This window comes from Blastococcus sp. SYSU D00669 (assembly GCF_054050715.1).
Window position 1 is genome coordinate 51,247 of record NZ_JBJGZV010000016.1, and the last position, 12,150, is coordinate 63,396.

14 protein-coding genes are annotated in these 12,150 nt (G+C 76.1%); 8 read left to right on the forward strand and 6 right to left on the reverse strand.

Features of this window, described 5'->3' with window-relative positions; all coding sequences use genetic code 11:
• Position 1 precedes the first annotated feature (1 nt).
• The gene (locus tag ACI8AF_RS13175; RefSeq protein WP_456540167.1) at positions 2 to 340 is read right to left on the reverse strand and encodes a hypothetical protein; all 339 of its coding nucleotides are present in this window, start codon (positions 338 to 340) and stop codon (positions 2 to 4) included.
• 153 nt (positions 341 to 493) lie between these two features.
• Between ACI8AF_RS13175 and ACI8AF_RS13180 the strand changes: the two genes are divergently transcribed.
• The 3 genes from ACI8AF_RS13180 to ACI8AF_RS13190 all read left to right on the forward strand — a co-directional run bounded on the left by ACI8AF_RS13180 (position 494) and on the right by ACI8AF_RS13190 (position 1,741).
• Positions 494 to 745, forward strand: a complete 252-nt coding sequence (locus tag ACI8AF_RS13180; RefSeq protein WP_456540168.1) for a CBS domain-containing protein — start codon at positions 494 to 496, stop codon at positions 743 to 745.
• A complete protein-coding gene (locus tag ACI8AF_RS13185; RefSeq protein ID WP_456540169.1) occupies positions 739 to 1,137 on the forward strand; it encodes a CBS domain-containing protein in 399 nt (132 codons plus the stop codon). The genes ACI8AF_RS13180 and ACI8AF_RS13185 overlap by 7 nt, the downstream gene beginning before the upstream one ends.
• Before the next feature lie 64 nt (positions 1,138 to 1,201).
• A complete protein-coding gene (locus ACI8AF_RS13190; protein ID WP_456540170.1) occupies positions 1,202 to 1,741 on the forward strand; it encodes a flavodoxin domain-containing protein in 540 nt (179 codons plus the stop codon).
• On the opposite strand, the gene ACI8AF_RS13195 is transcribed toward ACI8AF_RS13190, so the two are convergent.
• Positions 1,732 to 2,241 (reverse strand): universal stress protein, encoded by a 510-nt coding sequence (locus ACI8AF_RS13195; RefSeq protein ID WP_456540171.1) that lies wholly within the window; start codon positions 2,239 to 2,241, stop codon positions 1,732 to 1,734. The genes ACI8AF_RS13190 and ACI8AF_RS13195 overlap by 10 nt on opposite strands.
• A 190-nt stretch (positions 2,242 to 2,431) precedes the next feature.
• On the opposite strand from ACI8AF_RS13195, the gene ACI8AF_RS13200 reads away from it, so the two are divergent.
• Complete coding sequence (locus tag ACI8AF_RS13200; RefSeq protein ID WP_456540172.1) at positions 2,432 to 2,836, forward strand: pyridoxamine 5'-phosphate oxidase family protein; 405 nt, start codon at positions 2,432 to 2,434, stop codon at positions 2,834 to 2,836.
• A 137-nt stretch (positions 2,837 to 2,973) separates the two neighbouring features.
• Positions 2,974 to 4,632 (forward strand): GAF domain-containing protein, encoded by a 1,659-nt coding sequence (locus tag ACI8AF_RS13205; protein WP_456540173.1) that lies wholly within the window; start codon positions 2,974 to 2,976, stop codon positions 4,630 to 4,632.
• Between the two features lie 3 nt (positions 4,633 to 4,635).
• Here ACI8AF_RS13205 and ACI8AF_RS13210 read toward each other — a convergent pair whose 3' ends face one another.
• The 3 genes from ACI8AF_RS13210 to ACI8AF_RS13220 all read right to left on the reverse strand — a co-directional run bounded on the left by ACI8AF_RS13210 (position 4,636) and on the right by ACI8AF_RS13220 (position 7,260).
• Positions 4,636 to 5,298, reverse strand: coding sequence for a response regulator (locus ACI8AF_RS13210; RefSeq protein WP_456540174.1), 663 nt, complete (start codon positions 5,296 to 5,298; stop codon positions 4,636 to 4,638).
• A gap of 12 nt (positions 5,299 to 5,310) precedes the next feature.
• Positions 5,311 to 6,075 carry a hypothetical protein gene (locus ACI8AF_RS13215; RefSeq protein WP_456540175.1) on the reverse strand — a complete coding sequence of 255 codons (765 nt, stop codon included), beginning with the start codon at positions 6,073 to 6,075 and terminating at the stop codon, positions 5,311 to 5,313.
• 105 nt (positions 6,076 to 6,180) lie between these two features.
• A complete protein-coding gene (locus ACI8AF_RS13220; RefSeq protein ID WP_456540176.1) occupies positions 6,181 to 7,260 on the reverse strand; it encodes a sensor histidine kinase in 1,080 nt (359 codons plus the stop codon).
• Between the two features lie 434 nt (positions 7,261 to 7,694).
• Between ACI8AF_RS13220 and ACI8AF_RS13225 the strand changes: the two genes are divergently transcribed.
• Complete coding sequence (locus ACI8AF_RS13225; protein WP_456540177.1) at positions 7,695 to 7,961, forward strand: metal-sensitive transcriptional regulator; 267 nt, start codon at positions 7,695 to 7,697, stop codon at positions 7,959 to 7,961.
• A 139-nt stretch (positions 7,962 to 8,100) separates the two neighbouring features.
• Complete coding sequence (locus ACI8AF_RS13230; RefSeq protein WP_456540178.1) at positions 8,101 to 9,477, forward strand: MBL fold metallo-hydrolase; 1,377 nt, start codon at positions 8,101 to 8,103, stop codon at positions 9,475 to 9,477.
• Positions 9,478 to 9,604: 127 nt separating this feature from the next.
• On the opposite strand, the gene ACI8AF_RS13235 is transcribed toward ACI8AF_RS13230, so the two are convergent.
• Entirely contained in the window at positions 9,605 to 10,516 is a 912-nt protein-coding gene (locus ACI8AF_RS13235; RefSeq protein WP_456540179.1) for a hypothetical protein, read from the reverse strand.
• 251 nt (positions 10,517 to 10,767) lie between these two features.
• On the opposite strand from ACI8AF_RS13235, the gene ACI8AF_RS13240 reads away from it, so the two are divergent.
• A complete protein-coding gene (locus tag ACI8AF_RS13240; RefSeq protein WP_456540180.1) occupies positions 10,768 to 12,069 on the forward strand; it encodes a wax ester/triacylglycerol synthase domain-containing protein in 1,302 nt (433 codons plus the stop codon).
• Positions 12,070 to 12,150 lie beyond the last annotated feature (81 nt).

Sequence of the window (12,150 nt, forward strand, 5' to 3'; positions counted from 1 at the left end):
GTCAGAGACGGTAGGAGCGCAGCAGCTTCGCCCACAGCGGGCGGTCGCCCGGATCGGCGGGCGGCTTCGCGCCCTTGACGCTCACCCAGCCCCCGGGACCCATCGTGATCGGGCCGATGCGGGCCGGGCGGGTGGCCCACCGCAGGCCCACCGCGGTGGCGCCGGCGACGGCCAGCGCGGCGACCGCGAGGGCGCCCGCCCGGTCCGGTGGGATGCGTCGCCAGTAGCCGGCCGGTGCCGGTGCTGCCGCGGGCACCGCCGGCCGGAGGGCTTCCGGCGGGACCGGTGGCCGGTCCGGCGAGAAGGCGGCCGGGGGCTGTGCCGTGATGCGCGTGTCCATGCCGCCGAGGGTGCGGGCCGACCGCCGGCCGGGGCAGGGACGGAGGTCCCTCCCGGCTGCGCCCGGTGGCCCTGAGCAGCGGTGGCCGACCTGCCTAGCGTCGGCGGCACGAGCCGCGCAGCGACGCGGGCAGGACACGACGAGGAGCATCCCGTGCAGGCACGCGACGTCATGACCCGCGGGGTCGTCACGGTGGGACCGGACACCTCCGCCAAGTACGCCGCCGAGGTGATGGCCGAGCGGGGCTTCGCGGCGCTGCCCGTCGTCGACGAGGACGACCTGCTGGTCGGCATCGTGGCCGAGGCCGACGTGCTGCGGGACCGGATGCCGCCCGACCCGCGGCTGCACGCCCGCCGCGACGCCGCGAGGCCGGCCCGCCGTCGCTGCTCGTGCGCGGCGTGCTGACCCCCCGCGTGCGCACCGTCGACGCCGGCGACGACCTCGCCGACATCGCGCGGCTGTTCGTCGACGACCGGCTGCGCAGCGTGCCCGTGCTCGAGCACGGCCGGCTGGTGGGCATCGTCAGCCGCCGCGACCTGCTGCGCACGCTGGTGCGGCACGACGACGAGATCCGCGGCAACGTGCTGCGGCTGGTCGAGGGCTACACCGGCGATCTCGGGGCCTGGGACGTCTCGGTCACCGACGGGCTGGCCGCGATCCGCCGCACCCGCGGGCTGCCGCAGGTGTCCCCCGAGGTCGAGGAGCGGGCACTGCGCGCACTGGCGAGCACGGTCGGTGGCGTCGTCGGGGTGCGCGTGCTCGTCCCGGTCCCCCAGACCGCCGACGCCCCCGCCTGACCGGGAGGACCACCATGACGCTGTCCAGCGACCACCGGCCCGTCATCGCGGACGGGGACGACCGGTGAGCGCGCCGCGCGTGCTCGTCGTCGTGGCCAGCCGGCACGGCGCGACGGCGGACGTCGCCACCGCCCTGGCCCGGGGGCTCGCCGACTGCCCGGCCGGTCGGGCCGCGGGCCTGTCGGCCCTCGCCGTCCCGGCGGCCCAGCGGCCGAACCCCGCACCGTTCGACGCCGTCGTGCTCGGCAGCGCCGTCTACGCCGGGCGGTGGCTGGACCAGGCCCGGCAGTACGCCGCGCTGTACGCCGACACGCTGCGTGCGCGACCGGTGTGGCTGTTCTCCAGCGGGCCGATCGGCGAGCCGCCGTTCCCGCCGGACGAGCCGCACGACGCCGCCCCCCTGACCACGCTGACGGGTGCCCGCGATCACCGGGTGTTCGCGGGGCGGCTCGACCAGGCCCGGCTGTCCTTCGGCGAGCGGGCGATGGTGACCGCGATGCGCGCACCGCTCGGCGACTTCCGCGACTGGCCGGCGATCGACGCCTGGGCGGTGGAGATCGCCGCCGCCGTCACCGGCGTCGACGCGCCCCTCGCTCAGGCCTGAGCGGCCGGGGACTCCCCCGCGATCACCGACAGCGGCCGGCCGGCGCCCTCGCGGACGACGGTGACCGGGCACGGTGCGTGGTGCACGACCTGGTCGCTGGTCGACCCGAGCAGCAGGCCGGCGAAGCCGCCGCGGCCGCGGGCGCCCACCACCAGCAGGTCGGCACCCTTGGCCGCCTCGATGAGCCCCTTGGCCGGGGGCCGGTGCACCACGTGCGTGCGCACCTGCACCGACGGGTCGAGGTGGGCCGCGCGCACGCAGCCGTCGAGGTCGTCGAGCACGGCCTGCTCGAAGTCGCTGAGCGGCGGGACGTAGCCGGGCGCCCAGGTCTTCGGCCGCGGCGCGGTCGTGAGCTGCCACGCTCGCAGCACGTGCAGCACCAGGTTCGCGCGGCCGGCCAGGCCCGCGGCCCAGCGCAGCGCCCCCTGCGCGCACTCCGACCCGTCGTGCCCCACGAGCACGCCGCCGTCGATCGTCACGGCCTCGCTGACCTCGGTCACGCTTCCTCCTCGCTCTGCGGGTCTCCCACGCTGCCCGCCCGGTCCGCACCCCGGCAGTGACCAAGGCATGCAGGTCCGGGACGTCCGTCCCTGACCGGAACTGCCGACCGCGGCCGAGAGTTCCTGGTGCTCGTCCGGGCCAGCATCCACCAGGCTGTGCGCCCGCGCGGGTCGGGGAGAGGACGGCGGCGTGCCGACGACGGACGAGGACCGGGTGCACCAGGCGCTGGGGTACGACGAGTGCCTGCGCCTGCTGGGCACCGCCGGCATCGGCCGGCTGGCCTACACCCGGTCGGCCCTCCCGGTGGTCCGGCCCGTCTCCTTCACGCTGAGGGAGGACGACGTCGTGATCCCCGTCCGGCTCGGGAGTCCCCTGCTCGACTCGGTCCGGGGCGCGGTCGTGGCGTTCGAGGCCGACGCGTACGACCCGGCCGAGCGCACCGGGTGGACGGTGTCGGTCGTCGGCCCGTCGCGGATCCTGCCGGCGGCAGATCTGCCACGCGGGACGACGCTGGACGTCTGCCTCGTCACCGTGCTGCTGGGCGTCGTGCAGGGATGGCGGACCGCGGTGCCCGCACCCGCGACCGATTCGTGACGGATCCGGTCCGGAAGCCCCGCAACCCCGCCTTCCCCTTCCCCGCCGCCCGTGGCACGGTGGTGGTGGGAGGTGCACCAGCCATGCCGAGCCCAGATCGGCCACACGGGAGCGGCGACGGCTCCCCGTTGTCCGCGATGCGCCTCACCGAGCTCATCGCCGAGGTGCAGGAGCGGCTGGACTCGGTCGCCCGCGCGCAGAGCCGGGTGCAGAACCTGCTGGACGCCTTCCTCAGCGTGTCCACGGGCCTCGACCTGCCCAGCACCCTCCGGCGGATCGTGGAGAGCGCCTGCGACCTCGTCGACGCGCAGTACGGCGCCCTCGGCGTGCTGCGCCAGGGCGGGGACGGCCTGGCCGCCTTCATCCACGTCGGGGTGGGCGACGAGCTCGCCGCGCAGATGGGGCACCTGCCGGAGGGGAAGGGCGTGCTCGGCCAGCTGATCACCGAGCCCTACCCCTTGCGCATCCCCGACCTCGGCCAGCACCCCAGCTCGGTCGGCTTCCCCCCGCACCACCCGCCGATGAAGAGCTTCCTCGGGGTGCCGGTGCTGGTCCGCGGCGAGGTCTTCGGCAACCTCTACATGACCGAGAAGCGGCACGGGGAGTTCACCGCCGAGGACGAGGCGGTCCTCACCGCGCTCGCGGGAGCCGCCGGCATCGCGATCGACAACGCGCACCTCTACGAGGAGAGCGAGCAGCGCCGGCGGTGGCTGGCCGCCGTCTCCGACGTCCGGGCCGCCCTGCTGGAGGCGCCCTCGCCGGAGGCCGCCCTGGGGCTCATCGCCGAGCGGGTCGCCGACCTGACCCGGGCCCACGCCACCTGGCTGCTGACCGGACCCGATCCGGAGACGGGTGTCTACACCATCGCGGCGCAGCACGGCGAGGATCTGCGCGACCTCACCCACGAGCACCTCTCCCGCGAGGAGAGCCCCGTGCTGGAGGCCGTCGAGGAAGGCGGGTCGGTGGTCACGCTCGACCTGTCCGGCTTGGCCTACGACAACCGCAACCCGCACGTCGCCTGGGGTCCGTGCCTGGCTCTCCCGCTGCGCGGCAGCCACGCCGGGAACGCGGTGGTGATCGCCGCCCGCACGGCCGGGTCCGACGCGTTCGACGCCTCCCTCGCGCCGCTCATGACGGCCTTCGCCGACCAGGCCACGGCCGCTCTCGACATGGCGGCACGGCAGCGCCTCGCCCGGCAGATCGACGTGTACGAGGACCGCGACCGCATCGCCCGCGACCTCCACGACCACGTCATCCAGCGCGTGTTCGCCGCCGGCCTGGCGCTGCAGTCGGTGCTGCCGCGCATCGGGGACGCCGTGGCCCGCAACCGGATCCACTCGGTCGTCGGCCAGCTCGACGACACCGTCCGCGACATCCGGACGACGATCTTCGACCTCCACACGACAGACGCGGTCGACGCCGGCGACAGCCTGCGCCGGCGGCTGCTGGACATCGTCACCCAGACCGCCGGCGCCCTCGAGCCGACCGTGCGGATGTCCGGGGCGGTCGACAGCCTGGTCAGCGGCGACCTGGCCGCCGACGTCGAGGCGGTCGTCCGCGAGGCCGTGAGCAACGCCGCGCGGCACTCGGGCGGCCGGCACGTCACGGTGACCGTCGACGTCTCCGACCGGGTGGTGCTCGAGGTGGTCGACGACGGACGCGGCATCGACCCGGGGGCCGCCCGCAGCGGCCTGCGCAACCTCGAGCAGCGGGCGCAGCGCCACGGCGGTGAGGCCGCCGTCGAGCCCCTGCCCGACGGCGGCACCCGGCTGCGCTGGGCGGCGCCGCTGCGCTGACCCTCAGCGCGGGGAGTTCCGCAGCTCCGTCGCGAGGACGGCGGCCTGCGTCCGCCGCTCCAGCCCCAGCTTGGCCAGCAGGTGGGACACGTAGTTCTTCACGGTCTTCTCGGCCAGGAACATCCGCTCGCCGATCTGCCGGTTGGTCAGCCCCTCGCCGATCAGCTCCAGCACCGTGCGTTCCTGCTCGCTCAGCTTGGCCAGCGGACCGGCCGGCTCGGCGGCCCGCCGCATCCGCTCGAGGACCGCGGTGGTGGCGGTGGGGTCGAGCAGGGACCCGCCCGCGGCGACCGTCCGCACGGCGGTCACGAGGTCCTGCCCGAGGATCTGCTTGAGCAGGTAGCCGGATGCACCGGCCATGATCGCCTCGAACAGCGCCTCGTCGTCGCTGTAGCTCGTCAGCATGATCACCCTGAGCTCGGGCATGCGCGAGCGGAGGTCGCGGCAGACCGACACGCCGTCGCCGTCGGGCAGCCGCACGTCCAGGACGGCGACGTCGGGCCGGAGCGCCGGCACCCGGGCCAGCGCCTCGGCGGCGTTCTTCGCCTCGCCGATCACCGTGATGCCGGGATCGGTCTCGAGGACGTCGGCGACCCCGCGCCGGACGATCTCGTGGTCGTCGAGCAGGAAGACCCGCACCGGAGGAGCCCCGTTGTCCGCACCCATGATCTGCAGAGGCTAGGTGCTGGGTGGCCGGATCGGCTCAGGGTCCAAGGTCCTGTTCCCGCCGTCGGCCACGAGCGTCCCGCTCCGCCCCCCGGACCCGGCGGCGGACAGCCGGGCGGCAGCCAGCAGCCGCACCAGCCCCCACCCGGTGACGGCCGCCATCGCGAGGGCCATCGACCCACCGGCCAGCGCCCCGACGGCAGCGGTGAGGCCGACCGGTTGCCCGGGCTGCCACAGCGGTGTGGCGACGAGCACGAACACCGCGAGGCCGACCAGCCAGGCCAGCGCGGTCCACCCGATCCAGCGCCCGGCGTGCGGGACGAGCGGGCGCAGGACCGTCCACTGGGCGACACCGATGCAGAGCAGCAGGACGACGGCGGCGGGCACCGCGAGCGCCACCTGCAGCGCGAGCGGCCGGTCCGCCCAGATCCCGCCCAGCGTGGTGGGCGCCATGCCCAGCACCCACGCGAGCGCGGCCGCGACGGCGGTACGGACCGTCCAGGCGCCCGGCCGGAAGCCGGGCACGACGCGCGTCAACACCCGGGCCTGGGCCACGCCGAGCACCGCGCCCTCGCCCGCGCCGGCCACCGCGAGCGCCGCGAGCCGCGCACCGTCGGGCCAGCCGTCGGCCCCCACGACGACCGCCAGGACCGGCACGAGGAACCCGAGCGTCTCGCCGAGGAACACGGCGACCAGCCAGCGGCGCCACAGCGGGCGCCGGTCGAGGCCGCCGGGCCGTCGGACGTCGGCCGGCGTCGAGAGCGCGCTGTCGGTCACGGTCCCAGCCTCCGGGCCGTCGCGGGGAGGACCCAGGGCAGGACGTCCCGTCGGCCCGGTCCCTCGGTCCGCGCCCGGCCCGCCCCCGCACGGCGGTCCGCCGGCCTAGCTCCTCGCCACGGGCACGGACCAGGTCAGGCACGTCCCACCGGAGGGGACCGGCTCCACCGCCATGTGGCCACCGTGCCACCGCGCGCGCCTGCGCAGGTCCGCCAGCCCACCGCCGTCCGGCACGTCGACGAGGCCGACGCCGTCGTCGGTGACCGCCACGGTCACCGTCCCGCCGGTGGCGGTGACGGCGACCTCGGCGGCACGGGCACGGGCGTGCCGGGCGACGTTGGCCAGTGCCTCGCGGACGACGACGCGCAGGTCGGTGAGCACGTCGGGTGGGAGCTCGTCCAGCGAGCCGGTCACCTGGGTGACCGGCTCGAAGCCGAGTGCTCCGGACAGTTCCGCGATGGCGTCGATCAGCCGCGCCCCGACGCGGGGCGGCTCGCCGGGCACCTCGTCCTGCAGCGCGAACACCGTGCGCTGGACGTGGTTGATCGTGCGGTCCAGATCGACGACGGCCGCCTGCAGGCGTTCGGCCGCGGTGTCCCGCACCCGGCCGCCGGCGGCGCCGGGGACGAGACCGGCGGCCACGGAGTGCAGGGTCATCCCGATGGCGAACAACCGCCGCAGGACGTCGTCGTGGAGCTCGGTGGCGATGCGGGAGCGGTCGGCCAGCACCGCCGCCTGCTGCTGCTCGTGCTGCGACGTGGCCAGCGCGAGCGCCACCGCGGCGTGCACCGCCAGGTCGGCGGCCAGCCCGCGCTCCTCCTCGGTGAAGTCCGGTCGTCCCCGGGAGCGGCCGAGGAGCAGTGCCCCGCCGGTGGCCTGCCCCGGGAGGGGCACGCTGAGCACCGGCCCCAGTCCGTCCGGTGGCCAACCGTCCAGCGCCGGCCCACCGTGCCCGACGGCGACCTCCACGCGCGGCTCGAAATCCTCCTCCGGGCTCCGCAGCACGGCCACCACGTCCGCTCGCACCAGTTCGAGGGTCGACCCGGCGACCCACCGCAGCGCTTCCGCGGCGTCCGGCCGCTCCGCCGTCAGCTGCCGCCGGTGGACCGCCGCCGACGCCTGCACCCAGGGGATCCCTCCGCCCGCGGCCGGAGCAGCGCCGGCGACCGGCTCCGGATCCCCCACCGTCGCGTCACCTCCGTCGCAGGCCGCCCCCTGGGGGGTCGGGCGCCCTGGGCACCCGGTACCGCCGCCCGCGGGCGGCGATGGTTGCGCACAGTGACGGTAGTGCCGGTGTCCACGGCAGGGGTAGGCCTGGTCCTCAGCCGTCGGCGAAGGCCACCGTCGTGCCCTCGAACGTGCCGTCGACGTGCACCTCGCTGACGACCTGGGTGTCGCGGGCTGAGAGGCGTCGCCGGCCGCGTACTCCTCGATCCCGGTGTCGGCCGGTCGACGCCGTCGTGGTGCCCGATCCGGATGTCGGTGATCGTGCCGAACGCGTCCGCCGGCGCCTCCTCGGGGAGGCCGACGACGTGGTCGGCGAGGCACCGCCCAGGTCACCGCCCGGAGGGAAGGACCGATCCTTGCGTGGTACCCCCGGGGGTATCTACCCTGGCGCCGTGGACCTCCCGCAGGGTGAGCTGGCCGACGTCGTGAAGCGGTTGCGCCGCGTCGAGGGCCAGATCGGCGGGATCGTGAAGATGATCGAGGACGGCCGGGACTGCTCCGCCGTCGTCACCCAGTTGGCCGCGGCGTCGAAGGCACTGAGCAGGGCCGGGTTCGCGGTCATCTCGACCGGGATGCGCCACTGCTCGACCGCCACGGACGGCGAGTCGCGCGAGGTGGACCTGCGCGAGCTCGAACGCCTCTTCCTCTCCCTGGCCTGACGCCCCCCCGTCACCCCGGAGGACCCGATGACGCCGAGCCCACCCCCGCCGAACCCGCCGGCGCCCCGGCCCCCGACCGACTGAGCCACCGCTCGGCGCACGCCTACGCCTACCCGGCTCACCGTACGGAGGAGTGACCGTGGAGATCGACGTCATCGAGACCGGCAGCCTGGGCGACCGGAGCTACCTCGTCTCCGCCGACGGCGTCGCCGTCGCGCTCGACCCGCAGCGCGACATCGACCGGGTGCTCGACCTGGCCGCCGCGCGCGGCGCCCGGATCGGGCTCGTGCTGGAGACGCACCTGCACAACGACTACGTGACCGGGGGGCTCGAGCTCGCCCGCACGACCGGCGCCGACTACGCCGTCCCGGCCGGTGACCGGGTGGCCTACGAGCGGGTGCCGGCCGCGGACGGCGACGTCCTCGAGACCGGGCCGATGCGGTTCCGCGTGCTGCACACCCCTGGGCACACCCACCACCATGTCAGCTACGTGCTCACCGACACCGGCGGCGCGGTCCAGGCGGTCTTCACCGGCGGCTCGATGCTCTTCGGCGCCACCGGTCGCACCGACCTGGTCGGGCCGGAGCACACGCAGGAGCTCACCCACGCCCAGTACCACTCGGTGCGCCGGCTGGCCGACGAGCTCCCCGCAGGCACCCCGGTGTTCCCCACGCACGGTTTCGGCAGCTTCTGCTCGGCCACCCCGACCAGCGGCACCTCCTCCACCGTCGGCGAGCAGGCGGCGGTGAACCCCGCGCTGACCCAGGACGAGCAGAGCTTCGTCGACCAGCTCCTCGCCGGGCTCACCGCGATCCCCGCCTGGTACGCGCACATGGGCCCGGCCAACGCGGCCGGCCCCGACCCGGTCGACCTCTCCGCGCCCCGGGAGGTCGATCCGCGGGAGCTCGCCGAACGCCTCACCGCCGGGGAGTGGGTGGTCGACCTGCGCACACGCACGGCGTTCGCCGCCGGCCACCTGCCCGGGGCGCTGAACTTCGAACTGTCCACCAACTTCCTCACCTACATCGGGTGGCTGGTGCCGTGGGGCGCACCGCTGACCCTGATCGGCGGGACGCCCGACCAGGTCGCCGACGCCCGCCGGGAGCTGGTGCGCATCGGCATCGACCGGCTCGCCGGCGCCGCGATCGGCACGCCGGAGCAGCTCGCCGCCGGGCGGGCGCTGGAGTCCTACCCGGTGACCGACTTCGCCGGCCTGGCCGCCGCGATGGCCGTCGACGGCGAGCTGGTCGTGCTCGACGCCCGGCGCTCCGACGAGCGCGCCGGCGGGGGTGTGCGCGGCTCGCTGCACGTCCCGATCCACGAACTGGTGGACCGGATCGACGAGGTCCCGGTCGGCGAGGTGTGGGTGTACTGCGGGTCGGGCTACCGCGCCTCGATCGCCGCCTCGCTGCTCGCCCGCACCGGGCGGCGCCCGGTGCTGGTCGACGGCGGCTACGACGACGCCGGGTCGGGCGCGGCCGCCGCCGGCCTGCACGCCGAGCCGGCCGGCGTCTGACCCCCGCGACGCACGGATGTCCGACGCGACGGCACAGCGCACGCCGGCCCAGAGGGCGCGCTCGGCGGCGTAGGGCTCGTCGACCACCACCGCGCCGCGCGGAGGGACGACCTGGCGGTGACGCGGATCAGACGGGCGCGGGCCGCCCCGGCCCGATCACCGCGGCCAGGTCGCTCACGCCGGCCACGGTCTCCAGGGCCACGCCGATCTGCTCGTTGAGCCGCAGCAGCGACTCCGTGGCCCGCACCCGGCGGCGGTCGAGCTCCTCGACCTCGCCGCGGGCCTCGGCCACCATGGCCTCGGCGGCCGCGGCGGCCTCCTCCTGCTCCCGCCGGGCGGCCGCGCGGGTGTCGGCCAGCCACTTGGCCAGCTCGGCCTCCGCCCGCGAGCGCGACTCCTGCGCCTCCCGGGCCAGCCGGTCGCGCTCCGCCTCGGCGTCGCGCAGGATCTGCGCCGCCTCCGCCCGTGCCCGCTCGAGCGTCGCGGTCGCTTCGGCGCGGACCAGCCGGGCCTCCTCGCGCATGCGGTCGCCGGCCTCGACGGCCATCTGCTTGATCTCGTGCGCCTTGCGCAGGCGGGCGTCGGCCTCGATCCGCGCCTCGGTGAGGATCTGCTCCGCCTCCTCCTGGGCGGACGCGGTGATCTCGGCGCCCTCGTCGGCGGCCATCTGCAGCATCCGGCCCATGCGCTCGGAGATCGCCGACATCTCCTGGCCCTCGGGGGACCGGGCGAGCAGCCGCCGGGAGATCTCCAGCTCGGCGGAGGCCCGGCCGTAGCGCTCCACGAGGTCGTCGGTCTCGCGGCGCGCGGCCCGCAGCTCCGCCTCGGCCCACGCCACGTAGTTGTCGACCTGCAGCCGGTCGTAGCCGCGCACCGACGAGCGGAACACCGGGGCGGTGGTCAGCAGCGCGTCGAGGTCACCGGACAGGTTCGGCCACTGCTGGTCGACCACGAAGTTCCCTGCGGGCGTCGGACCCGACGGGCTCACGCCCTCCGGCTGGCGGCCGGAGCCGCCGGTCACCTCGGTGCGTCGGAACATGCGGCAACCGCCTCCTGGGGGTCCGGCCCGTGATCTCGCAGCCGACAGTGGCAGACACGCCCGGTCACCCGCGCGACGTCCCGAGCGTGTCGGGACGTCGCGCGGCGTAGCTGCTCGCCCGGTGCCGGGCCCGTGACGCTGTGTGCGCCTTACGGGGCCGCAGGGTCACGATCAGGTCACGAGGACCTTTGCGGCCAGCGGCAGGTCGGACGCCTCTCCGGCCGCGACGAGGGCTCGGGCACCGTCGGCACGTGGAGCCGCTGACCCCCGGCGAGCTCGTGAACCTCTGGGTCGACGAGCCGGTCGCGCCGTTCCAGATCGCGCTGCTCGCGTTCTTCTCGGCCGGACCGTTCCAGGCTTCCGACGGCGGCGTCGACACCGTCGCGATCGCCGCCGAGCTGGCCCGGCGGGCGCACGTCCTCCCGGTACTGCGCCGGCGGATCACCCGGGCCGGGGGTCGCCCGTCGTGGCAGGAGGCACCGGGCGACGACCCGGCCGACCACGTCACGCGCGACGCCCTGCCGCCCGGCAGCGACCCCCTGGACTGGGCGGCGGCCCGGCTCGTGCACCCGCTGGACCCGTCGCGACCCCTGTGGCGGGCCGACGTCGCCGCCCTGCCCGACGGCCGGTTCGCGGTGCTGATCGTGGTCCACCACGCGCTCGCCGACGGCCTCCGGGGGGTGGCGCTCGCCGCTGCGCTCCTCGACCCGGAGGGCGCCCCACCCCCGCCGGGTCACCTCGGGCCCGCACCCACGCCGGCCGTCGTCCCGAACCGGGTCCGCCGGACGCGCCAGCTCCTCGCCGACCTGCGCACCGCCGCGCCCCGGACGTCGCTGTCCCGGCCGATCGGGCCGGGACGGCGGCTGACCGTCGTCGCCCTGCCGCTGGACGAGCTGCGGGCGACGGCGCACGCGCTCGGCGCGACGGTCAACGACCTGCTGCTGACCGCCGTCGCCGCCGGGCTGCGACGCCTGCTGCTCGCCCGGGGCGACCGCGTCGACGGACTGCGGCTGCAGGCCTCCGTGCCCGTCGGGGCCCGGTCGCCGGGTCAGCGCGACGGCATCCTCGTCGTCGGGCTGCCGGTCGGGGAGGCCGACGACCTCCGGCGGCTGGCCGCCGTGGTCGCCCGCACCCGCGTGCTGAAGCGCCGGCTCGCCTCCGGTGGTGGCCACGTCATGGACGTGCTCCGCCTGCCGGTGCCGGTGGCCCGCCTCGCCGTCCGGTGGATGCGCCGGGTGGCCGGGCGGCGGGTCAACCTCTTCGTGACGAACGTGCCGGGGCCCGGGACGCCGCTGTCCCTGGCCGGTGCCCGCCTGGAGCAGGCGGTCCCCCTCGCCCCGCTGGTCCGCGGCGTGCCGCTCGGGATCGCGGCGCTGTCCTACGCGGGCACGCTCACCGTCTCGATCGACGCGGACGCAGCCGTCGACGACGTCGGAGTCCTGGCCGAGGGGATGGCGGCGTGCATCGACGAGCTCACCGCGGCGGCGACCGCGCGCGCCCGGGAGCGACGAGCCGAGGAGGAACCGTGGCCCGCGAGCGCCGGAGCGAATTGAGCGGACGGCAGCGGGCCGCCCTGCCGCCCATCGCCGTCGACGTCGTCGGACCGGCGGCGTACTTCCTCCGGGGTCGCCGCC